Source organism: Streptomyces iranensis (assembly GCF_017874715.1).
GTDB lineage: Bacteria > Actinomycetota > Actinomycetes > Streptomycetales > Streptomycetaceae > Streptomyces > Streptomyces iranensis.
Genome location: NZ_JAGGLR010000014.1, coordinates 166322 through 188146, shown reverse-complemented (window position 1 = coordinate 188146; position 21825 = coordinate 166322). Strand labels below are relative to the sequence as shown.

Annotated in this window: 21 protein-coding genes; 12 read left to right on the top strand and 9 right to left on the bottom strand. The window is 71.2% G+C overall.

Annotated features, from left to right (window positions below):
- Positions 1-92 precede the first annotated feature (92 nt).
- On the top strand, positions 93-737 hold the full coding sequence (locus J2Z30_RS25750; protein ID WP_209468839.1) for a diguanylate cyclase: 645 nt from the start codon (positions 93-95) through the stop codon (positions 735-737).
- Between the two features lie 4 nt (positions 738-741).
- On the top strand, positions 742-2070 hold the full coding sequence (locus tag J2Z30_RS25745) for an SMP-30/gluconolactonase/LRE family protein (RefSeq protein WP_372453300.1): 1329 nt from the start codon (positions 742-744) through the stop codon (positions 2068-2070).
- Here the strand turns inward: J2Z30_RS25745 and J2Z30_RS25740 are convergent.
- From J2Z30_RS25740 to J2Z30_RS25720, 5 genes are all read right to left on the bottom strand, one after another.
- Entirely contained in the window at positions 1979-3295 is a 1317-nt protein-coding gene (locus J2Z30_RS25740) for a S1 family peptidase (protein ID WP_044580095.1), read from the bottom strand. The two genes, J2Z30_RS25745 and J2Z30_RS25740, sit on opposite strands and share 92 nt — an antisense overlap.
- A 139-nt stretch (positions 3296-3434) precedes the next feature.
- Positions 3435-3797 (bottom strand): hypothetical protein, encoded by a 363-nt coding sequence (locus tag J2Z30_RS25735; RefSeq protein ID WP_044580094.1) that lies wholly within the window; start codon positions 3795-3797, stop codon positions 3435-3437.
- Positions 3794-5209: a serine/threonine-protein kinase gene (locus J2Z30_RS25730; RefSeq protein WP_078957155.1), complete on the bottom strand. Its 1416-nt coding sequence runs from the start codon at positions 5207-5209 to the stop codon at positions 3794-3796. The genes J2Z30_RS25735 and J2Z30_RS25730 overlap by 4 nt, the downstream gene beginning before the upstream one ends.
- A gap of 102 nt (positions 5210-5311) precedes the next feature.
- Positions 5312-6823 carry an FG-GAP repeat domain-containing protein gene (locus J2Z30_RS25725; protein ID WP_245388433.1) on the bottom strand — a complete coding sequence of 504 codons (1512 nt, stop codon included), beginning with the start codon at positions 6821-6823 and terminating at the stop codon, positions 5312-5314.
- Positions 6824-6875: 52 nt separating this feature from the next.
- Positions 6876-7550, bottom strand: coding sequence for a histidine phosphatase family protein (locus J2Z30_RS25720; RefSeq protein WP_308280059.1), 675 nt, complete (start codon positions 7548-7550; stop codon positions 6876-6878).
- A 225-nt stretch (positions 7551-7775) separates the two neighbouring features.
- On the opposite strand from J2Z30_RS25720, the gene J2Z30_RS25715 reads away from it, so the two are divergent.
- From J2Z30_RS25715 to htpG, 8 genes are all read left to right on the top strand, one after another.
- Positions 7776-9314 carry a Rieske 2Fe-2S domain-containing protein gene (locus J2Z30_RS25715; RefSeq protein WP_044580091.1) on the top strand — a complete coding sequence of 513 codons (1539 nt, stop codon included), beginning with the start codon at positions 7776-7778 and terminating at the stop codon, positions 9312-9314.
- Between the two features lie 50 nt (positions 9315-9364).
- The gene (locus J2Z30_RS25710) at positions 9365-9625 is read left to right on the top strand and encodes an aldo/keto reductase (RefSeq protein WP_372453304.1); all 261 of its coding nucleotides are present in this window, start codon (positions 9365-9367) and stop codon (positions 9623-9625) included.
- A 99-nt stretch (positions 9626-9724) separates the two neighbouring features.
- A complete protein-coding gene (locus J2Z30_RS25705; protein WP_044580089.1) occupies positions 9725-10432 on the top strand; it encodes a dienelactone hydrolase family protein in 708 nt (235 codons plus the stop codon).
- A 189-nt stretch (positions 10433-10621) separates the two neighbouring features.
- On the top strand, positions 10622-11299 hold the full coding sequence (locus J2Z30_RS25700) for an SCO2207 family protein (RefSeq protein ID WP_044580088.1): 678 nt from the start codon (positions 10622-10624) through the stop codon (positions 11297-11299).
- 184 nt (positions 11300-11483) lie between these two features.
- Positions 11484-11657, top strand: coding sequence for a hypothetical protein (locus tag J2Z30_RS25695; RefSeq protein WP_209468838.1), 174 nt, complete (start codon positions 11484-11486; stop codon positions 11655-11657).
- A gap of 150 nt (positions 11658-11807) precedes the next feature.
- Complete coding sequence (locus J2Z30_RS25690; RefSeq protein WP_044580087.1) at positions 11808-12254, top strand: nitroreductase family deazaflavin-dependent oxidoreductase; 447 nt, start codon at positions 11808-11810, stop codon at positions 12252-12254.
- 143 nt (positions 12255-12397) lie between these two features.
- Complete coding sequence (locus J2Z30_RS25685; protein WP_209468837.1) at positions 12398-12553, top strand: hypothetical protein; 156 nt, start codon at positions 12398-12400, stop codon at positions 12551-12553.
- Positions 12554-12734: 181 nt separating this feature from the next.
- A complete protein-coding gene (gene htpG / locus J2Z30_RS25680; protein ID WP_044580086.1) occupies positions 12735-14681 on the top strand; it encodes a molecular chaperone HtpG in 1947 nt (648 codons plus the stop codon).
- Positions 14682-14739: 58 nt separating this feature from the next.
- Here the strand turns inward: htpG and J2Z30_RS25675 are convergent, their stop codons facing one another.
- Complete coding sequence (locus J2Z30_RS25675) at positions 14740-15390, bottom strand: TetR/AcrR family transcriptional regulator (RefSeq protein WP_044580085.1); 651 nt, start codon at positions 15388-15390, stop codon at positions 14740-14742.
- Positions 15391-15425: 35 nt separating this feature from the next.
- Between J2Z30_RS25675 and J2Z30_RS25670 the strand changes: the two genes are divergently transcribed.
- Positions 15426-16376, top strand: a complete 951-nt coding sequence (locus J2Z30_RS25670) for a serine/threonine dehydratase (protein WP_209468836.1) — start codon at positions 15426-15428, stop codon at positions 16374-16376.
- 160 nt (positions 16377-16536) lie between these two features.
- Here the strand turns inward: J2Z30_RS25670 and J2Z30_RS25665 are convergent, their stop codons facing one another.
- Both J2Z30_RS25665 and J2Z30_RS25660 read right to left on the bottom strand, forming a co-directional pair.
- Entirely contained in the window at positions 16537-17019 is a 483-nt protein-coding gene (locus tag J2Z30_RS25665) for a VOC family protein (protein WP_044580084.1), read from the bottom strand.
- 57 nt (positions 17020-17076) lie between these two features.
- A complete protein-coding gene (locus J2Z30_RS25660; RefSeq protein WP_052701843.1) occupies positions 17077-17811 on the bottom strand; it encodes a MerR family transcriptional regulator in 735 nt (244 codons plus the stop codon).
- 135 nt (positions 17812-17946) lie between these two features.
- On the opposite strand from J2Z30_RS25660, the gene J2Z30_RS25655 reads away from it, so the two are divergent.
- Positions 17947-20196 carry an ATP-binding cassette domain-containing protein gene (locus J2Z30_RS25655; protein WP_044580083.1) on the top strand — a complete coding sequence of 750 codons (2250 nt, stop codon included), beginning with the start codon at positions 17947-17949 and terminating at the stop codon, positions 20194-20196.
- A 51-nt stretch (positions 20197-20247) separates the two neighbouring features.
- Here the strand turns inward: J2Z30_RS25655 and ulaA are convergent, their stop codons facing one another.
- Positions 20248-21804 carry a PTS ascorbate transporter subunit IIC gene (ulaA, locus tag J2Z30_RS25650; protein ID WP_044580082.1) on the bottom strand — a complete coding sequence of 519 codons (1557 nt, stop codon included), beginning with the start codon at positions 21802-21804 and terminating at the stop codon, positions 20248-20250.
- Between the last annotated feature and the right edge of the window lie 21 nt (positions 21805-21825).

Genomic DNA, 21825 nt, shown 5'->3' with positions numbered 1-21825 from the left:
GCGCCACGCCGGACGGGTGGAAGCCTCCCGCGGCCGTTTGTCCGCGATACGAAGAGGGCACCCGACTTCTCCGACGTCGTGCTGGAGGCGAGATGACCCTTTCCCGTAGCCCGGTGACCCGTGCGTGGCGGCGGTGGCGGCGGCCACGCGATCTGCGGGTGCCGGGCAATGCCGTGGACGTCGAGGACGCCAACCGGCGGTTCCTGATGTACGGGGTGATGCCGCTGTGGTTCGTCCCGGCGGTGGCGGACTGGCTCATGCACCGCCGGACCAGGATCGAGGAGACGTCGGGCACGAAGGAGTCGGCGATCCACGCCCTGATGATGACGGAGGCCGGTGTCCCCGTGGCGATGGGGCTGCTGGCCAGGGTCAATCCGCTGGTGCTGTCGGTGATGGGCGGAGCGGCCGTCGCCCATGGCGCCACCGCGCTGTGGGATGTGAGCCTGGCCACCGGGGAGCGTGAGGTGCGCCCGGTGGAGCAGCACATCCACAGCTTCCTGGAGGTGCTGCCGCTGTCGGCGATGGCGTTCACCTGCTGTCTGCACTGGGACCAGGTCCGGGCGGCGCTGCGCGGCGGGGACCGGCCCGAGGACTGGAAGCTGCTGCCCAAGGACAACCCGCTGCCCGTGCGCTATCTGGCGGCCATCGGGCTCGGCATCGGCGCGTGCGTGGTGCTGCCCTACGCCGAGGAGATGCGGCGGTGCCTCAGGGCCGCCAAGGCCCGTAAGGCGGTGTGAGCCCATGCCGCGCAAGCGAGCCGGTACGCGGACACGGTCCCGTACGCCGATGGGCGTGGCGGCCGAACCGCTGCCGCTGCCACGGGTTCTGGCGCCGGAGGCGCACGGGCCGGAACATGTCGCTGTGGACGCGGAGGGCCGGATCCTCACCGGGACGGCTGACGGCGCCGTCCGGCGGCTGACGCTGTCGCCGGACCATGAGCTCGTCCGCTCCGAGGTGCTCGCGCACACCGGTGGCCGGCCGCTGGGGCTGGTCCCCTGCCCCGACGGCGGGCTGCTGGTGTGCGACGCGCGGCGCGGGCTGCTGCGGGTCGGCCCGGACGACGGGTCCGTACGGGTGGTGGCCGACGAGGTGGCCGGCAGTCCGCTGCGGTTCTGCAGCAACGTCGCCACGGCTGCGGACGGCACGGTGTACTTCACCGTGTCCAGCCGCCGCCACGGCCTGGAGGACTGGCTCGGCGACATCCTGGAGAACACCGCCACCGGGCAGTTGCTCCGGCTGCGGCCGGGCGGCCGCCCGGAGGTGGTGCTGGACGGGCTGCGGTTCGCCAACGGGGTCGCCCTCGCCGCCGACGAGTCGTATGTGGCCGTGGTCGAGAGCGGCGCCTACCGGATCAGCCGGCTGTGGCTGACCGGCCGCCGGGCCGGGACACGGGACCTCCTCCTCCGCGATCTGCCGGGCTTCCCGGACAATCTCACCCGTGGCCCCGACGGTGTCATCTGGGTGGCCATAGCCGCGCCGCGGGAGCCCGCCCTCGATCTGCTGCACCGCGCACCCGGCCCGCTCAGAAGGGTGGCGGTGCCCGTCGCCACCCGGCTCCGCCCCCGCCCGCGGCGCACGGTGCGCGCCCTGGCGATCGCCCCCGACGGCCGGGTCGTCCGCCATCTGGTGCGGCGCCGGACCCCGTACCGGATGGCCACGAGCGTGTGTGCGCTCGGCGATCTCCTCGTCATGGGCAGCCTCATCGAGCGAGGCATCGCGATCTGCGCGCTGCCACCGCCCCGGGAGGCCACCGGGGCGGCTCAGAGCCTGTGTCATATCCCCGGCCGGATCAGCGTGCGGCGTCAGGGGGCACCTCCCAGCGGTAGCTGGGGGAGCGTGCGATCGCAAGGCGCCGGAGCGCCCTCGTGGCGGAGCCACATGGGCGTTTCGGCAACGCCGCGAGAGGGGGCACCTCCCAGCGGTAGCTGGGGGAGCGTGCCAGGCGTCGCACGCCCGGCCGGGGATATGACACAGGCTCTCATCCCCAGCCGGTCGAGTAGCCGCGGTAGCGACGCCGCCGGGGCCGGATGGTCAGCGTCGACAGCAGCCCCACGAACCCCACCACGATGACCACCAGACCGGGCCCGAAGCCCTGGGCGTACGCCACGACGTCGTCGAGCGTCGAGACACCGTCGTCGACCCCTGAACTCCCGGACGCGCCGGAGGCGATGGACGGGTTGGGGCTCTGGGTCTTGGCGCCCGGGATGGACACCCCGAGCGCGGTCAGCGCCTTGGTCACGGGCTGGAAGAAGGTCACCCCGCCCCGGTCGCAGTCGCCGCTGCCGCCGGAGGTGACGCCGAGCGCCACGCCCTGGGCGAAGAGCGGCCCCCCGCTGTCGCCGGGCTCGGCGCACACGGTGGTCTGGACAAGCCCGGTGACCGTGCCCTCGGGGTAGTTGACCGTGGCGTTGAGCCCGGTCACCTTGCCCGAGCGCAGCCCGGTGGTGCTGCCGCTGCGGAACACCTCCTGGCCCACGACCGGATCGGCCACACCGGTGACCCGCACCGTCCGGCCGCCACCGACGTTGACCACGCTGTTCTGGTCGAGCGCGGCGTTGTCGTAGCGCACCAGGGAGAAGTCATTGCCGGGGAAGCTGGTCTGGACCGTGGTGCCGATGCGGGTGGAGCCGGTGCCGTCGGTGAACCAGGGGGTGCCGTTGGGGCCGCAGTGTCCCGCCGTCAGGATGAAATTGGTCTGGCCGTTGGTGACGTTGAAACCGGCCGAGCAGCGGCTGCCGTTGGTGAACATGGGCGAGGCACCGGCGGTTCTGGTGGTGAAGGAGCCCTCCGTCCGCTGTGCGCGCACCGCGCCGCCCACCTCCGCGGCGAGGTCCTTCATCTTCGACCAGCGGGCGGTGGAGACGGTGCTGTCACCGGCCAGCACCACCTGGTTGGACTTGGGGTCCACCATCCAGGCGGTGCCCGCCACCCGGGGCGCCGAGCGCAGCCTCTCGGTCGCCGAGTCCAGGTCCGCCATGCTGTAGCGCACCCGTTTGGCGGTGGCCCCGGCCCGGCCGACCTCGTCCGCCGCCGTGTCGTCCGTCACCGCGACCACCGGGCGCCCGTCGGCCCCGATCCAGTTGCCCGCCGTACGGGAGGCGCCGAGCGCGGACACCAGCCGTCCGCCCACATCGTCCGTCCGGTCCGCGCTCAGGGCTCTCGGACCGCCGCTCCCGGTCGTCCCGTGGGCCGATCCGCCCGGCCCGGCCTGAGAGACCATCACCCCGCCACAGACCAGTGCCCCGACAGCCGCGAACCGCACGACCCGGCGCACGCCGCGCCGCATGTGCTTCACCACCCTGTCTCCTTACGTCGATCCAGCCGGGGGCCTCGGACGGCGAAGGCCCACCCCCTCATACGTAAGGAAGCGACGTCCTGCTCACTCCCCGGCCGGAGCCGCGGATCCCGGTGGGGCGGACCGCGGCCCCCCGGGATCAGCGCCGGTCGCCGTAGCGCTTGCCGAGGAACCCCCCGACCAGGGCGGCCGTGCCGCCGCCGAGGATGGCCGCGCCCTGGGTCGCGGCGTCGTGGGCGAGGAAGTACGTGGCCACCCAGATGTACGCCACGACCGTGCCCGCGCCCAGCAGCGAGCCGAACGCCTGCAGCCCCGTGTGGACCCAGTCCATGCGGCGGCGGTGCTCACGCTCCCGCTGGAGCTCGGTGAGCATCCACTCCACCGTGCCGGGCCTGACCGCCTCCCACTCCTTGGCCTGCTCCACCGGCAGCCGGTCGCCCCAGGGCACCGCCGTCTCCGGCGGGCTGCCCGGCGTGGGATTCTCACTCGCGTTCTCGGTCACGGAGCCTCCCCCGGACGGTCCGGACGGGGTGCGGGGTCCGTGCCCGCCGCCCGTGGCGGAGGCGGGCCGAGCGCGGTGAGGAAGTCGGCCATGTCCCGCTCCATCTCTCGCTCCACCGGACGCCGCGCCCGCCGGGCCGGGGGCTGAGGGATCGCCAGGGACGCCAGATATCCCTCGCGCAGCGCCTGCCAGGGCCCGGCGGGGCGGGCGGGCCCCACCCCGGCGTCCGGGCGCAGGGCGTCGAGCCGGCGCGCCCGCCCGTCCCGCTGTCTGGCCGACGCGAAGCCGCGCGCCGCGAGCCCCAGCCACAGCAGGCCGAGACACCCGGGCCCCACCCATCCCGGAACGTCGTCCCAGGAGTCCGGGCTCAGCGAGGGCAGGGCCACCGTCCCCGACACGGCCAGGAGGACCCCCAGCACGACGGCGATCGGGGCGAGGATTCCGACGCCCGCGCCGCTCGCCCGGGGGGCCGGCCGCATGGCCTCGGCGGCCCCCGCGGGGGCCGGGCGGGCCGCTGCCCCGACGCTGGGGCCGGACCTGGGCTCACCCCGGGCCACGTCGCGCAGCAGCGCCTCGGCCTGCCCGGCAGTCAGCCGCCCTTCGGGCTCCTTGACCAGCAGACCCTCGATCAGCGGCCGCAGCGGACCCGCGTATCTCATGGGCGGCGGCGAGTCGTTGAGCACCGCGTGCATCACCTCGGACACCGTGTCCCCCACGAACGGTGCGCGGCCCTCGACGGCCTCGTACAGGGTCACGCCCAGGGACCACAGATCGGCCTTGAACATCGCTTCTCCGGCCGCCGGGGAGGACGGGGGCGTGAAGCGTTCCGGTGCCATGTAGCGGGGAGTCCCGACCATCGTGCCGTCGCGCTCGAAGGCCAGGCCGAGATGGTCCACCAGCACCGGGCCGCCGCCCGGACGGAAGAGGATGTTCAGCGGTTTGACGTCCCCGTGGGCCATGCCCATCGCGTACAGCGCGCGTAATCCGCTCAGCACTCCCAGGCCGATCCGGGCGATCTCGAGCACGTCCGGCCGCCCGTACCACTCCCGTATCCGGTCCGCCAGCGAACGCTGGTCGAGGCGCTCCATGACGATCCAGACCCGGCGGTCCCGCTGGGCCAGGTCGTAGATGGCGGGCAGGTGCTCATGCACGGTCGTGGCGAGGAGGCGTACCTCATGGCGCAGCCGTTCGACCCACCGCCGGTACGCCACCGGGTCGGGATCCTCGACCGGGTGCAGCTCCTTGACGGTGACCGGACGGCCGGACACCACATCGCGGGCGTCCCACACCGTGCTCAGGCCGCCCCGGCCCATGCGCCCGCGCAGCTCGTACCGGCCGCCGATCACGGCCCCATGGGGCGGTTCCGGACCACTCCCCCGCTCATCCTCCCCGGAGGTTCCCCCGGTCGTCATCCGCCTCCCCCTCCCCAGCCGGCTGACGCCCACAGTAGGGCGTCGGCCGGGCCGGGCGAAGAGGTCGTGCGCGCGGACACGCGTGCGGTGGCGCACCGGGCCTCATGAGCCGCCCTTGCCGTAGGGCTCGCTGGTGAACACCACCGTGTCGTCGGTGCCGTCGGTCACCCAGAACCGTTGCGGCTTCTCCCCGTAGAGCGCGAAGAGCGGGTCCGGCCCCCAGGCCAGCACGACCTCGTCCTTGCCGTCGTGGTCGAAGTCCCCGGCGCCGTAGAGCTTGACGGCGCGCCGCTTCTTCGGCACCTCGCGGCCGTCCACGCGGGACGGGACGGTGCGGTCGAGGGTGCGGCGGTGGGCGATCTCTCCGGGGGCGTCCGGGCGGATCGTCAGCAGTTCGGTGCCGCCGGTGCGCAGCGAGACGGCCAGCTCGTCGGTGCCGTCCCCGTCGGTGTCGGCGGCGGCGAGCACATCGCCGCCCAGCGCGGGGATCCTGATCGGCTCGGGGGTCGAGCCGGCCGTGCGTTTGGGGTACACGCTCACCGACTGGCTGACGTCCGCGGGTTCGGTCTCATAGCCCGGTTCGTCATTGCGACTGCCGGTGTCGGCGACCGCCACATCCCGCTTCCCGTCGCCGTCGAAGTCGCCGAAGGCGATCGCGTTGCCCTTGCGGAGGGTGCGGCCGGTGGTGGCGAGGCCGTCCGGGCCCGCCGTGAGCAGCGCGGACCTCGTCTGATCGTCGTCGCCCTGCTCGTGCACCACCAGATCGGTGGGGTGGTCGCCGTCGATGGCGTCGGCGTACAGCTCCGCGATCTGGCCACTGGAGCCGAGGGGGTTGGCGTACGTCTCGGTACGGGCCGCCTTGCCGTCGCGGCCGAACGGGCCGTACAGCACATGGAAGTCCTTGCCGCTCTGGCGCACGGCGGCCAGATCGTGGTGTCCGTCCCCGTTGAAGTCGCCCGTCGCCAGGGGCCGCGAGTTCTCGAGGCCGTCGTCGGCGTCGGCCAGCCGTACCGGGGTGGCGGGGGTTCCCCGGCGTGGCCCGTCGGGGCCGCCCCAGGCGATGTAGGGCAGCGTCTGGGTGGTGATGTGCACGCGCTCGCTACTGGCCGGGTCGCGCTCCTTGGTGGCGGTGGCGATCACATCGGCGTAGCCGTCGCCGTCGAGGTCGGCGGTGGTCGCGGAGTCCATCTCGCCCGCGGTGCCCTGCCACCCGGCGCCGGTGGGCAGGCCGAGGTCGGCTCGGCCGAGCACGGTGCGGACGGCGGGGTCGGGGCCCTTCGCCGAGCCGTACACATAGGCGATACGGCGCAGGCCGCCGAGCTCGTCGTCGTCGGAGGCGATCGGGATTCCGAGCTCGGGGCGGCCGTCGCCATTGAGGTCGTCCGCCAGGGCGCTGCCCTTGCCCCGGGGGACGGGAGCGGTCGCGGTGGGGGTGACGACGGGTGCGGCCGTGCTCTTCCCGGCCCCGTCGCCGCCCTTGGTCTCATCGCCTCCACCGCCACCGCCACCGCCACCGCCGCACGCGGTGAGCAGCGCCAGCGCGGCGGCGCAGACGGTGGCGGTGGCGGGGCGGAGCCTGGTGGCGGGGCGGAGCCTGGTGGTGGGGGATGCCATCAGGACACGACAGCGCATCCGGTGGTGACACGCCATCGGAGAGATCATTTCGTTACGGCGCGCTCCCCGCCAGCGGGTGTCCGCAGCGCAGATTCCACCGGCCCGCGCGACCGCTGAGCTCCGTCGCGGTCAGCGGGGCGACGTCCAGCCGCCAGAAGGTGGGCGCGGGCAGGCCGAGGGCGTGGACGAGCGCGGCCCGGACCACGGCCGGTTCCACGACGGCGAGCAGCCGCGCCTCACGGGCGGGGACGGGCGGTGCGGGCGGCGCGGCCGGGTGCGGGCCCTCCCGGTGCGTCTCACCGGCGGGGGCGGGCGGTGCGACCGGCGCCGCCGGTGCCGGACTTTCCCGCCGCGCCTCCAGCCAGGCCCCGATCCGCTCCACCAGCTGCAGCAGCGTTTCGCCGCCGTGCGGCGCCGCGGCCGGGTCGGACAGCCACGCGGCGACCTCCTCCGGCGCCTCCTGTCCCACCTCGTCCAGCGAACGGCCCCGCCAGCGGCCCATGTCGAGACCGCCCAGCTCCGGCGTCACGGTGGCGTCGAGCCCCAGGGCCGCGGCGGTACCGCGGCAGCGCTCGGCGGGCGCGGTGAACGCCATGTCGTGGTGGGGCAGCGCCGCGGCCGCCGCCGTGGCCCGGCGCACCCCGGCCGCGTCCGGCGGGGCGTCGTCGAACCGCACCTGCCGCAGCGCCGCGTTGACGGCGGGCGCGAGCAACGTGATCCGCACCACCCAGACCCTCCTCATCCGCACCCCTCGCCGACGTGGAGGGCGCCTTCCGGGATCCGCGCCCAAGCGGCGGACGACCGTCGCGCCCACCGTCTCATGACGAAGACACCGACATGACCCGGGTGGCGGATCGCACCACCCGGCAAGCGCAGCCGCGGATGCACATGGCCATGAACCCCGACACGGTGGAGATATCGGACATCACCGACCGGGTTGGGGTGCTGTGGTATGCGCGTGACCGGACTTGGACATGCTGGGCTGTTCATCGAGACCGCGGCGGGGTCGGTGCTCTGCGATCCATGGGTCAACCCCGCCTTCTTCGGCTCGTGGTTTCCGTTCCCGGACAACACCGATCTGGACTGGGCGCACTACGGGCGCGCGGCGGACTATCTGTATGTCTCCCATCTGCACCGCGACCACTTCGACGCGGAGAACCTGCGCCGGAACGTGCGCAAGGACATCACGGTGCTGCTTCCGGCCTTCGCCACCGATGAGCTGGAACGCGAGCTGAGCGCGCTGGGTTTCACCAACTTCCTCCGCGCCCCCTCCGGTACACCGGTCGAGCGCGACGGTCTGCGCATCATGATCACCGCGCTGACCGGCCCCGGGGACGGCCCCATCGGCGACTCCGCGCTCTCGCTGGACGACGGCCGGACGGTGCTGCTCAACCAGAACGACGCCCATCCGCTGGACATCGCGGCGATCCGGGAGTTCGGCGAGGTGGACGCGTACTTCGTCCAGTTCTCCGGGGCGATCTGGTACCCGATGGTGTACCAGCTGCCGCTCTCCGCCAAGAAGGAGTTCGCCGCGCGCAAGCGGCAGGGGCAGTTCGACCGGGCGCTGCGCTACATCGACGCGGTGGAAGCCAAGCATGTGTTCCCCAACGCGGGTCCGCCGTGCTTCCTCGACGACGAGCTCTTCGAGCACAACGGCACCGGTCAGGACGGGGAGAGCATCTTCGTGGACCAGCTGGAGTTCCTGCGCCAGCTGGGCCGCGCGCGCCCGCGGGTGACGGCGCATCTGCTGCTGCCGGGAACGGTGGCGGAGCCGGAGGAGACCGCGTGCAAGCTCACCCACCGCTACACCGAGGCGGAGATCGAGCACATCTTCGGTGAGAAGCCCGCGTACTTACGGGAGTTCGCCCGCCGGCAGCGGACCGCGCTCGCCGCCGAGCGCGCCTCACGGTCCCCCGCGCTGCCGCGCGAGCGGCTGCTGACCGAGCTGAAGCAGTGGTGGGAACCGCTGCTGACCAGGGCCGACCGGATCTGCGCGGGCGTCGGCGGCCCGGCGCGGCTGGATGTGGGCGAGGTGCCGATCGTGATCGACTTCCCGGCGCGGGAGGTCCGCCTCTGGGACGGTGAGCGCTGCCGCTACACGCTGTCCACCTCGGCCGATCTGGTGGCCACCAACATCGAGCGGCGCGAGGTGGACTGGTCCAACAGCCTGCTGCTGTCGATGCGGTTCACCGCGAGCCGGGTCGGGCCGTACAACGAATTCCTCTATGTGTTCTTCAAGTGCCTGTCGATGGAGCGCATCGAGTACGTGGAGAACTACTACGACTCCTGCCAGGACGACGGCCAGGACATCGAGCTGGACGGCTGGCGGGTGCAGCGGCGGTGCCCCCATCTGCGCGCCGACCTCGGCCGGTTCGGGCAGATCGAGGGCGAGGTGCTCACCTGCACCCTGCACGGCTGGCGCTACGACCTGACCACGGGCCGCTGTCTGACCGCGGACGGACACGACATCCGCGCCTCGGCCGTGTCGTGACCCGCCTCACCGGGTGTGGCGGCGACCGCCGCCACACCCGGTGAGTTGCCCTGGAGCGCTCTCTCGCCGAGCTGCGCGGCTGGACCTGCTTCGCAGGCTCACAACTGCGCTACAACCTGCTGGCGCGCACCCCCGGCCGCGAACTCCTCCCCCAGGCGCGCGCCTTCGACCTGGCCGTGCTGGCGTGGGGCCCGCTCGCGGGCGGCAAGCTCACCGGCAAGTACCGCCTTGGTGAGCCGGGACGGCTGACCACCCATGCCACCCGGGACGACCGCACACAACGAGGAGGCCACCATCACCGCGGTACTTGAGGTCGCCGAACAGGGCGGCTGGACTCCGGCCCAGGTGGCGCGGGCCGTCCCTACGATGGGTGGGGCCACCGACGATCGGTACGACAGGAGCGATCCGCCATGCCCGAGGCCCCGGAGCCGACCGGCTCCCCCGCCCGCCGACACGTCACCTTCCCCAGCGCTGGAGCCACCGCGCACGGCTACCTCGCGCTGCCGCCGTCCGGGCGGGGCCCCGGGCTGATCGTCATTCAGGAGTGGTGGGGCCTGGACCATCACATCGCCGATGTCACCGACCGGCTGGCCCGCGAGGGCTTCGTCGCGCTGGCGCCCGATCTGTACGGGGGCGGCGTCGCCCATAACGCCGACGAGGCGTACCGGATGATGCAGGAACTGCCGGTGGGGCGCGGAGTCGAGCTGCTCTCCGGGGCGGTGGACCATCTCCTCGGCCGGCCCGAGGTCACCTCCCCCACCGTGGGGGCGGTCGGCTTCTGCATGGGCGGCGGCTTCGTGCTGTATCTGGCCGCCGCCGATCCCCGGGTCAGCGCGGCGGTGCCCTTCTACGGCGTCATCCAGGGCGAGCTGCCGGACTTCTCGGGGCTGCGGGCCGACGTCCTGGGCCATTTCGGGGAGAACGACAACACCATTCCGCTGGACGGCCTGGAGCGGCTGCGCCGGGTCATGCGGGAGGAGTCCGGCGTGGAGCCGGACTTCCGGCTCTACCCCGCGGGTCACGCCTTCTTCAATGACGAGCGCCCGTCCTATCACGCGGAATCCGCGACATCCGCCTGGCAGAGCACGCTGGGCTTCCTGCACCAGCGGCTGGACTGACGAAATCGGGTCACCTCCGGAAAAGGCCTTAAGGCTTCATGAAGCCTTAAGGCCCTTTTAAGGTCGAGCCCGCAGAACTCGCCACCGTTCAATTCTCAACCACATTTCCCCGAAAAATTTCCGCCCGGCCCTGAGACGACTCCCGCATCCGCCCGTATGGCATGGCGGACAGCTCGAAAAGGAGTCGACATGACACGCAAAAGGACACTCAGCGGCAAGAAGAAGCTTGGCCTGCTGATCGGTTCGCTGGCACTGGCGGGCACCGGCGCCGGGGTGCTGGCCGCCACCAGCAACGCCAGCACCGAGGGCGCGGCACAGTCCTCGACGGCCTGCGCCGGGCTGGAGCAGGCGCTGGCCAACAACGCGAAGTTCATCGCCGATCAGCAGGCCAATCCGGATGCGCAGTCAGAGGCGCGGATAGCCAACCGGCAGGCCGTCATCGAGGAGATCAAGCGGAAGCAGCAGGCCTCGGGGTGCGCCGTCGACGAGGCCGCGGGCCAGGCGGAGGGAGCCGCGGGCCAGGACGAGGCAGCGGGCCATGACGAGGGCGGCGCCTCCGCGTCGGCTTCCGCCTCGGCGGGGGCCTCGGACCCCGGCGCCGGAGATGCCGGCGCCTCGGGCGAGGTCGTCTGCGCGGGGTCGACCGTCACCCTGTCCGGCGAGGGCGGGGCCCCGGCCGCCTCCAGCAATGAGTTCCCGGTCGGCACCAAGCTCAAGGTGACCAATCTCGACAACGACAAGTCGACAACTGTCTCCGTCACCTCGACCTCGGGCAGCTGCGCCCTGCTCAACAACACCGCCTTCGAGCAGGTCCGTGAGCCGGGCAAATTCCTGATCCGTAACGCACGCATCGAACGCGTGGGCTGAACCGGCCACACCGGCCGCCGTGCGGCGGCCGGTGTGCCGCGGGGGTGCACACCGGCCGTTCGGCGGCCCGTCCCGCACGGGGACGAACCGTCGATCTGACCACCATGTCCGACTGTGACCGGTATCGCAGGGTGAGTCCGCCGCGCCTGGGTACCCGCTGGCCATGAACAGAAATGAGCAGTCAATGCTCACTCCCGATCTGCCGCCGGTCGTCGACGTACCGGACCTGACCTTCCCTCCTCAGGGACGTCACTCCGATGAGTCGAAGCGCGCGGCGGAGCGGAACGGTGACCAGGAAACCCCCGCCTCCGCCCCCTCCCCCTCGCCCTCCCCCGCCCGGCGCCGCCTGGCGGCGTGACGGACGAACCCCCGGCCCGCGGCCGATCCCCTCGCGTCGCCGCCCCGACGGCCGGAGCCGCCGGGATGATCTCGCGCACTCCCCGTGTTGACCATCGGCACGGGGAGACGCAAGGCGAGTCTTCGCACACGAGACAAGGGGACGGACATCATGCCGTTGCAAGGTGAGTACGAGCCGAGCCCGGAGAAGTTCGTACGCGATCAGGTCGAACTGATCGAGAGCTCCGGTGGCACCGAGGGAACGACCATGCGGAGCATGCCCGTGATCGTCCTGACGACGCTGGGCGCGAAGAGCGGGAAGATCCGCAAGACCCCGCTGATGCGGGTGGAGCACAACGGCGCCTACGCCGTCGTCGCCTCACTGGGCGGCTCCCCCAAACATCCGGTCTGGTACTACAACGTCGTGGCCGACCCGCGGGTCGAGCTCCAGGACGGCCCGCTGCGGCAGGACATGACCGCGCGCGAGGTCACCGGCGAGGAGAAGGCCCGGTGGTGGGAGCGCGCCGTCGAGGCGTACCCGGACTACGCCGACTACCAGACGAAGACCGACCGCCAGATCCCGGTCTTCGTGCTGGAGGCGGCGGCCACCGCGCACTGACCGGCGGGTCCCGGCGCGTTCCGGCGCGCCGGGCGCCTGCGGATCACCGGGAGCCCCCCTGTGATCGACGCCAAAGCATGCCTGTTTGATAGATCGGGTAGCCGGGAGCCGACCCGGAATCCGTACCCAAGAAAGTGCGCCACATGACCGCGACAGACAAATCAGACTTCGTGCCGATCTACGACAGCCTCGTGGCGGAGCACGGCGACGTCCCCGCGGAGGCCCGGGAGGCGGCCGAGGAAATCCAGCGCGAGGCCGCCGAGGCCCTGGACTGGAGCAAGGTGCGCGGCGGCGGCTGACGCGCTCCGGCCCCGTCGCCCGGGGCCACCGGGCCCCCTCGCCCGGGGCCACCGCATCCGGCTCCGTGAGCGGCCGTCCGTCATCTACCCGGAAGGCCGCTCGACACCCCTCACCTTCGATAGGCTGCCGATGACGCACTGTGCTTGACGGCGTCGACACTTATCTCATGAGGGGAAACAGTTGACTACAGGGGTCGAGACTTTCGAGTTTCAGGTCGAGGCACGACAGCTTCTGCAGTTGATGATCCATTCGATCTACTCGAACAAGGACGTCTTTCTGCGCGAGCTCATCTCCAACGCTTCCGACGCGCTGGACAGACTGCGCCTCGAATCGCTCCGCGACGAGAACCTCCAGGCGGACACCTCCGATCTCCATATCGCCATCGAGGTCGACCAGGAGTCGCGCACACTGACCATCCGCGACAATGGCATCGGCATGTCGCATGAGGGGGTCGTGGAGCTCATCGGCACCATCGCGAACTCCGGCACCGCGAAATTCCTCAAGGAGCTGCGGGAGTCGAAGGACGCGGCCGCTTCCGCGGATCTCATCGGGCAGTTCGGAGTGGGCTTCTACTCCAGCTTCATGGTGGCCGACGAGGTGACCATGGAGACCCGTCACGCCGGGGAGAGCCAGGGCACCCGCTGGGTCTCCAGCGGCGAGGGCACCTACACCATCGAGCCGTTCGACGACGCCCCCCAGGGCACCTCCGTGACGCTGAAGCTCAAGGCGGAGGACACCGAGGACCACCTCTACGACTACGCCTCGCCTCGGAAGATCCGGGAAATCGTCAAGCAGCACTCGGACTTCATCACCTGGCCCATCAGGATGGCCCCCGCCCAGGCCCCGGCCCCGGCGGACGAGGCGGAGCAGGCGGAGGAGGGCGACGAGAAGTCGCCCGAGCTCGAGACCGTGAACTCGATGAAGGCGCTGTGGGCCCGTCCCAAGGACGAGGTCACCGACGAGGAATACCACGAGTTCTACAAGCACATCAGCCATGACTGGGTCGATCCGCTCGAGACCATCCGCATGCAGGCGGAGGGCACCTTCGAATACCAGTCGCTGCTGTTCATTCCGGCCCGTGCACCGCAGGACCTGTATATGCAGGACCGCAAGCGGGGTGTGCAGCTCTATGTGAAGCGCGTCTTCATCATGGACGACTGCGAAGCGCTGATGCCGGAATACCTCCGCTTCGTCAAGGGCGTCGTGGACGCCGCGGACCTCTCGCTGAACGTCTCGCGGGAAACCCTTCAGCAGGACCGCCAGATTCAGCTGATGCGGCGGCGTCTGGTGAAGAAGGTGCTCTCGACGGTGAAGGACATCCTGTCCTCCGACGCGGAACGCTACGCGACCTTCTGGAAGGAATTCGGCCGCGTTCTCAAGGAAGGTCTCCTCAGCGATCTGGAGAACCGCGAGGCGATCCTCGAGGTGTGTTCGTTCGCCTCGACCCATGACGCCGAGCAGCCGACCACGCTGCGCGGTTATGCCGAGCGCATGAAGGACGGGCAGGAGCACATCTACTACATGACCGGCGAGTCCCGGTCGATCATGGAGAGCTCGCCCCATATGGAGGCGTTCCGGGACAAGGGCTTCGAGGTGCTCCTCCTCACCGACCCCATCGACGAGCTGTGGGTCGACGCCGTGCCGGAGTTCGACGGCAAGCAGCTCCGCTCCATCGCCAAGGGGCAGGTCGACCTCGACTCAAGGGACGAGGAGGACGAGGAGGCGGAGGCCGAGCGGGAGCAGCGGCAGAAGGACTTCGCCGAGCTGCTCTCCTGGATGACGTCGACGCTGAGCGACCAGGTCAAGGAGGTACGGCTGTCCTCACGGCTGACCACCTCCCCGGCCTGCATCGTCGGGGACACCTTCGATGTCACCCCGGCCCTGGAGAACATCTACCGCTCGATGGGCCAGAGCCTGCCCGAGATCAAGCGCATCCTGGAGCTGAACCCGACCCATCCGCTGGTCAGCGGGTTGCGCAAGGCCCACGCCGAGCGCAAGGACGACAGCGGTCTCGCGGAGACCGCCGAGCTGCTCCACAGCATGGCGCTGCTCGCCGAGGGCGGTGAGCTGAGCGATCCGTCGCGCTTCATCAAGCTGGTGGCGGAGCGGGTGCAGCAGACGCTGTAGCCACGCCTCGGCGTGAGGCGGGGCGGGCCCACTCGGGGCCCGCCCCGCTTCGCGTCGGTCACCGTCCGAGACAGGCCCCCGCGGAGGCGTCGATCAGCTGCCGCAGCGCGCCGTGGTAGACCTCGTGGTCGGTCAGTGCGGGCACGACGACGCCCAGGTTTCCGGTGAGGGCCGGGAATTCCTCGGGGTCCAGCGCGGCGAGCGCGGTACGCGCGGCGGTGCGGACCTGTTCGGCGTTGCGGTGGTCGACGAAGGCGACGGCGCCCAGGGTGAGCAGATACAGCCGCCGGTAGACGCGGATCGCCGCCTCGGGGGTCATTCCGGCGGCGATGTTGTGCGCCAGCTGCGGCTCCACGAGGCGGCTCAGCAGATGCGGCCCCCACCAGGCGCGGCCCGACCGCAGCGCCACCAGCCCGGGGTGCTCGATCAGCACCTCGTAGAACGCGGCGAAGCGGGCCTCGGTGGCGGCGGCCCAGTCCTGGTCCTGCCCCACCAGCGGCATCCGTGCGGCCAGCCGGTCCGCGCACGCGTTCACCAGACCGTCGAAGTCGCCGCAGCGGCGGAAGACCGTGGCATGGGAGACCCCCAGCAGCTGCGCCACCCTGCGGAAGCTCAGCGCCTCGGGCCCCTCGTCGTCGACGACGGTCAGGGCGGCCTCGGCGATGGCCTCCAGGGTGGGCTGGTCGGCTCGGCCCCGGTTGTTTCGCACGGACCGAGCGTACCAGTGGTTGTTACAGTGTTTCAGTGACTGTTTCCATTGAGGACGTAACAGCCGCGGCCCAGCGGGTCGCGGGACATATCCGGCCCGTGGCGCTCGCGCCGGTGGAGCAGGGGGCGTGGGATGCGGCCGAGGGATGGCTGGCCCTGGAGTTCCTGCAGTACACGGGCACCTTCAAGGCGCGGGGTGCGTTCAACTTCATCAGGGCCCACCGGGAGGCGGGCACCCTGCCGGACGCGGGGGCCGTCATCGCCTCGGGCGGAAACGCCGGGCTGGCGTGCGCCTGGGCGGCCGCGCGGCACTCCGTGCCCGCCACCGTGTTCGTCCCCGAGACCGCGCCCGCGGTGAAGGTGGACCGGCTGCGCCGGCTCGGCGCCGAGGTCCATCAGATCGGCACCGAGTACGCCGACGCGCGGGATGCCGCCCAGAAGCACGCCGCCGAGACCGGTGCCCTGCTGTCGCACGCGTACGATCACCCGCTGATCGCCGCCGGCGCGGGCACCGTGATGGAGGAGATCCTCCAGACCCGGCCCGACCTGGACACCGTGGTGGTGGCGGTCGGGGGCGGCGGACTGTTCACCGGGGTCGCGGTGTCCGCCCTGGAGCGCGGGGTGCGGGTCGTCGCCGTGGAGCCGTACAGATGCCGGGCCCTGAACGCCGCGCTGGAGGCCGGTGCGGTGGTCGACGTCCCGGTGGACTCGGTGGCGGCGGACTCGCTCGGGGCCCGCCATGTGTCCTCGGCCGCCCTGGAGTGGGCCCGTAAGGACGGGGTGCGGTCCGTCCTGGTGTCCGACGAGGCGATCGTCTCCGCGCGCCGGGCGCTGTGGGACGACCGCAGGATCGCGGTCGAGCACGCGGCGGCCACGGCACTGTCGGCGCTGACCTCCGGCGCCTACCGGCCGCGGCCCGGGGAGAAGGTCGCCGTGCTCCTCTGCGGTGCCAACACCGACCCCGCGGACCTCACCCACGGCCGCTGAGCGCTCCGCGGGAAGTGGCGCGATGCGTCGTTGCCCGACCGCGGCGCCGTCGTGGCTGGTCCCACGCGGCGGGGCCGCATATCGACACGGCTGGGCGGCGCCCGTACGGCAGCCTGACCGGATGCCGTACGGGCGCCGCCCACCCGCCCACCACGATGGATTACGCGCCGTCGTACGCCGCCTGAAGCGCGGCGATGTCGAGCTTGCCCATCTTCATCATCGCCTCGGTGGCCCGCTTGGCCTTCTGCGGGTCCGAGTCGGCGATCATGCCGAGCAGGGCGGTGGGGACGACCTGCCAGGAAACCCCGAACTTGTCCTTCACCCAGCCGCAGGGGCCCTCTTCACCGCCCTCGGAGAGCCTGCTCCAGTAGTAGTCCACCTCGTCCTGGTCCGCGCAGTGGACCTGGAAGGAGATGGCCTCGCTGAAGGTGAACTCCGGCCCGCCGTTGAGCCCCACGAACTTCTGTCCGTTGACCTCGAACTCGACGGTCAGCACGCTCCCCGCCGGGCCGCCGGGCTCGACCCCGGTGTAGTGGGTGATCCCTCCGAGCCTGGAGTTCTTGAAGATCGAGATGTAGTGCTGCGCCGCCTCTTCGGCTTGGCCGTCGAACCACAGGCACGTGGTGAATCCGTCGCTGGCCATCGGTACCTCCTGCGTTGGGGAGCCTTTACCCCTACAGACCGCTCCCCCGCCGGGAACTCATCGGTCCTCGGGCGGCGCGTTGTCGGTGAGGTAGTGATGCAGCCGGCAGGAGCCCTCGAGCATCGCCGTGGCGCGCTGGGCAAGCCCCTCCTGACGTCGGGCGATGACCGTGCGCAGGGCCTCGCTGCTCCCCGTGCGGCGCAGGCCGTCGAGGACGGGCCGGATCTGGGGCAGCGGATAGCGGACCTGGCGCAGCAGGTCGATCATCCGGGCGTCCCGGACGTCGGACGGCCCGTAGACGCGGTACCCGGTGCTCCGGTCGCGCCGGGGGCGCAGCAGACCGGCGGACTCCCACACCCGCAGGGCCGAGGTGCGCAACCCCAGACGGGCGGCCACCTCGCCGATGCGCAGCGGCCCGGAGCGTGACGGCGCCGACGCGTCCGGGGTCTGCTCGGCGACCGCTTCGAGCGCCTTCCCCGCCGCTTGGAGGGAGAGCCCCTGGTCATGGAGCGCCGCATGACCGGCGTTGACCAGGGTGAGCGCCAGGGCGACGTCCTCGTCGTGGACGGCCCGCATGACCGCGCGGGCGGTTTCCGCGCCGTATCCCGGCATCAGGGCACGGTAGGTCAGCAGGGCTCTGCGGTGCCGGCCGTCGAGTCTGCGGTATCCGGCGGGGGTGCGGGTGGCCGGGGGCAGGATGCCCGCGTCGACGTAGTTGCGGATCTGCTGGGTGGAGACACCCGCCATACGGGCCAGATCGACGGGGCGCAGCGCGGCGTCCGTACGGCTCACGGTTCGTCACCTTCGGGTCGAGGGTTCACGGGCGAGTTGAAGGTTATCGTCGGCTCCATCGCGGTGTGTCCGGCGGGGGTTGGGCAGAAAGCCGGGAAAAGTCTCAACGTGCACTTCAATGAAACACTTGAAGGCATGGATGTCAGCGAAATCAAGGTCCGTGGCGCCAGGGAAAACAACCTCCAGGGCGTGAGTGTGAACATTCCGAAGCAACGGCTCACGGTCTTCACCGGTGTCTCCGGATCCGGTAAGTCCTCGCTCGTCTTCGACACCATCGCCGCGGAGTCGAGGCGGCTGATCAATGAGACCTATACGGCGTTCGTCCAGAACTTCATGCCGACGCTCGGCCGTCCGGACGTCGACTCGCTGCGGAATCTGAGCGCGGCGATCATCGTGGACCAGGAGCCGATGGGCGCCAACTCCCGTTCCACCGTGGGCACCGCCACCGATGCCCACACCCTGTTGCGGATCCTGTTCAGCCGGATCGGCGGCCCGTACGTCGGCCCTCCCCTCGCCTTCAGCTTCAACACCGCCGAGGGCATGTGTCCGCGGTGCGAGGGGCTCGGCCGGGTCACCGACATCGACGTCGGCCAACTCATCGACAGGGAGAAGTCGTTGAAGGAGGGGGCGATCACCGTTCCCGGATTCGAGGTGGACAGCTGGCACTGGCAGGTTATGGCGGCCTCCGGCCTTTTCGACCCCGATACCAGGCTCCGGGACTACACCCCGGCCCAGTGGGAGGACTTCCTCCACAAACCGGCCACCAAGATCAAGGTGGGGAAGAACAACCTCACCTACGAGGGGCTGGTGACCAAGGTCCGCCGGCAGTACCTGGCGAAGGACCGGGAGACGATGCAGCCGCGCATGCGCGCGTTCGCCGACCGGGCCATGACCCTGACCGAGTGCCCCGAGTGTGAGGGCGCCCGGCTGTGCGAGGCCGTCCGGTCCTGCCGGATCGACGGCCGTTCCATCGCGGACTGCTCGGCCCTGCAGATCAGCGATCTGGCGGAGTTCACACGCGGGATCCGGGACGATTCCGTCGGGCCGGTCCTGGAGAGCCTGCGCGCGCTCCTCGACTCACTGGTCGAGATCGGCCTGGGATATCTGAGCCTGGACCGGGAGTCCGGCACCCTGTCCGGCGGCGAGGCCCAGCGGGTGCGGATGGTCCGGCATCTGGGCTCCAGCCTGACCGATGTCACCTATGTCTTCGACGAGCCCACGGTGGGCCTGCATCCGCATGACATCGAGCGCATGAACCGGCTGCTGCTCCAGCTGCGGGACAAGGGCAACACGGTGCTGGTCGTGGAGCACAAACCGGAGACCATCCGGATCGCCGACCATGTGGTGGACCTGGGGCCCGGCGCCGGGGTGGCGGGCGGGCGGATCTGCTACCAGGGCGACCTGGCGGGCCTGCGCGCCTCCGACACCCTGACCGGGCGCTATCTGGACCACCGGGTGCGGCTGCGGGAGAAGGTGCGGCGGCCCACCGGGCAACTGCCGGTGCGGGGCGCCCGGTTGCACAATCTGCGGGACGTGAGCGTGGACATCCCGCTCGGTGTGCTCACCGTCGTCACCGGTGTCGCCGGATCGGGCAAGAGCTCCCTGATCCTTGGGTCGCTGTCCGGGCGGGAGGAGGTGATCGTCGCGGACCAGTCGGCGATCCGTGGCTCCCGCCGCAGCAACCCGGCCACCTATACGGGGCTCCTCGATCCGGTCCGCACGGCGTTCGCCAAGGCCAACCGCGTCAAACCGGGGCTGTTCAGCGCCAATTCGGAGGGCGCCTGCCCGCGGTGCAAGGGCATCGGGCTGATCTACACCGACCTCGCCATGATGGCCGAGGTGGCCTCGGTGTGCGAGGGCTGCGAGGGGAAGCGGTTCCGGCCGGAGGTGCTGACGTACCGGCTGCGCGGGCGGAACATCAGCGATGTCCTGGGCATGTCGGTGGCCGAGGCACTGGAGTTCTTCACCACCGGTCAGGCCCGGGTGATCCTGGACCGGCTGGCCGCGGTGGGGCTGGGCTATCTGGCGCTGGGCCAGCCGCTCACCACGCTCTCCGGGGGTGAGCGCCAGCGGCTGAAGCTGGCCATCCACATGGCGCGGAGCGGCTCGACATACGTCCTGGACGAGCCGACCACCGGACTGCACCTCGCCGATGTGGACCAGCTGCTCGCCCTGCTCGACCGGCTTGTCGACACGGGCAACACGGTCGTCGTCATCGAGCACCACCAGGCCGTGATGGCCCATGCGGACTGGATCGTCGACATGGGTCCCGGGGCGGGGCACGACGGCGGTCAGGTGGTGTTCACCGGGACCCCCGCCGACCTCGTGGACACCGGCGGCTCCCTCACCGCCGTCCACCTGCGCGACTACGTCAAGCGGACGTGAGCCCCCGCCCTGGTGGTCCCGTCGGCGGGACCACCAGGGCGGCACGGCCGGTCAGGGCGCGGGCGGCGGTGCGGGAGCGCCCGCGGGCGGCGGGATCTTGGCGTAGGCGGCCGTGGTGGCGCCCGCCTCGGCGGGCGCCACCACGCTCTCGCGCGGCATCAGGGCGTCACGCGCCGCGCCCGGGTCCCAGCCGGTGTCGACCACCCGCTTCTGCACCAGGATCGCGCCCCCGAGGACCGCGAGGCCGAGCAGCACGATGACCACGAGCCCGGCGGCGCCACCGGCCTTGCCCGCGTTGCCGATGAGCGCGCCGAACCAGCCGAAGTCGGCGTCGCCGAACGTGGTGTTCTGGTCGCCGAACGCGCCGAGCACCTTGAGCAGCAGGGCGGGGAGGAAGGTGATGAGCAGCCCGTTGAGGAACGCCCCCACCACCGCGCCGCGCCGGCCGCCGGTGGCATTGCCGTAGACCCCGGCCGCGCCGCCGGTGAAGAAGTGCGGCACCAGTCCGGGCAGCACCAGGGCGAGGCCGAAGGCCGGGTTGAAGACCCACGTGAGCAGGGCCAGCCCGATCAGCCCGCCGGTGAAGCTGGAGATGAAGCCGATCAGCACCGCGTTCTGCGCGTACGGGAAGACGATGGGCGCGTCCAGCGCGGGCAGGGCGCCGGGGACGACCTTCTGTGCGATCCCCTGGAAGGCGGGGACCAGCTCACCGAGGATCGTACGGACGCCGAAGAGGATCACCGCGACGGCGATGCCGAACTGCAGCCCCTGCATCACGGACTGCATCAGATAGTTGCCGGTGTCGGTGGCCACGGCGCCACCGGTGCCCGTGGCGAACGCCTTGAAGGCGGCCTGCTGTCCCTCCTTGACGAGCAGGAGGACCGCCATGACCAGGTAGATCAGCAGCATCGACAGGGCGGTGGCCACCATCGAGTCGCGCAGGAAGCGCAGCCCCTCGGGCAGCTTCATCTCCTCGGTGGAGCGGCTGCGCTTGCCGACCACCTTTCCGGCCGCGCCCGCCACGATGTAACCGGCCGTGCCGAAGTGGCCGATGGCGACGGTGTCGCTGCCGGTCACGCGCTTGGTCCAGGGGTGCGCGAACGCGGGCATCGCGACCAGCATGATGCCCAGCAGCACACCGCCGATGGCCACCACGGCGATGGTCGAGCGGCCGCCGTTGGCCAGGACCACGGTCAGCAGCGTGGCCATGAACAGCATGTGGTGCCCGGTCAGAAAGACATAGCGGAGCGGGGTGAACCGGGCCAGCAGCAGGCTGACCACGAAGCCCAGGATCATCAGCCAGGCGACCCGTGAGCCGAACTGGTCCTGGGCGATGCCGACGATGGCCTCGTTGGTGGGGATGACGCCGTGGGCGCCGGTGACGCCCTGGATCATGGTGCCCAGCGGGGCGAGGGAGTCGGTGACCAGCCCCGCTCCCGCGCCGATCAGCAGAAACCCGAGGGTCGCCTTGATGGCGCCGCCGATGATCTGCCCGGTGCTCTTCTTCATCGCGATGAGTCCGACGGCGGTGATGATGCCGATCAGATACGCGGGCTCGCTCAGAATCTCATTGACGAGAAACGTGGCAAGGGTGACAAACCAGCCCATGGTACTTCCTCAGTCCCCGTC

Excerpts from the sequence above, each read along its gene's own strand:
- J2Z30_RS25750 (WP_209468839.1), top strand. The coding sequence starts at position 93 with ATGACCCTTTCCCGTAGCCCGGTGACCCGTGCGTGGCGGCGGTGGCGG.
- J2Z30_RS25745 (WP_372453300.1), top strand. The coding sequence starts at position 742 with ATGCCGCGCAAGCGAGCCGGTACGCGGACACGGTCCCGTACGCCGATG.
- J2Z30_RS25730 (WP_078957155.1), bottom strand. The coding sequence starts at position 5,209 with ATGACGACCGGGGGAACCTCCGGGGAGGATGAGCGGGGGAGTGGTCCG.
- J2Z30_RS25725 (WP_245388433.1), bottom strand. The coding sequence starts at position 6,823 with ATGGCATCCCCCACCACCAGGCTCCGCCCCGCCACCAGGCTCCGCCCC.
- J2Z30_RS25715 (WP_044580091.1), top strand. The coding sequence starts at position 7,776 with ATGCGCGTGACCGGACTTGGACATGCTGGGCTGTTCATCGAGACCGCG.
- J2Z30_RS25705 (WP_044580089.1), top strand. The coding sequence starts at position 9,725 with ATGCCCGAGGCCCCGGAGCCGACCGGCTCCCCCGCCCGCCGACACGTC.
- J2Z30_RS25700 (WP_044580088.1), top strand. The coding sequence starts at position 10,622 with ATGACACGCAAAAGGACACTCAGCGGCAAGAAGAAGCTTGGCCTGCTG.
- J2Z30_RS25695 (WP_209468838.1), top strand. The coding sequence starts at position 11,484 with ATGCTCACTCCCGATCTGCCGCCGGTCGTCGACGTACCGGACCTGACC.
- J2Z30_RS25690 (WP_044580087.1), top strand. The coding sequence starts at position 11,808 with ATGCCGTTGCAAGGTGAGTACGAGCCGAGCCCGGAGAAGTTCGTACGC.
- J2Z30_RS25685 (WP_209468837.1), top strand. The coding sequence starts at position 12,398 with ATGACCGCGACAGACAAATCAGACTTCGTGCCGATCTACGACAGCCTC.
- J2Z30_RS25665 (WP_044580084.1), bottom strand. The coding sequence starts at position 17,019 with ATGGCCAGCGACGGATTCACCACGTGCCTGTGGTTCGACGGCCAAGCC.
- J2Z30_RS25655 (WP_044580083.1), top strand. The coding sequence starts at position 17,947 with ATGGATGTCAGCGAAATCAAGGTCCGTGGCGCCAGGGAAAACAACCTC.
- ulaA (WP_044580082.1), bottom strand. The coding sequence starts at position 21,804 with ATGGGCTGGTTTGTCACCCTTGCCACGTTTCTCGTCAATGAGATTCTG.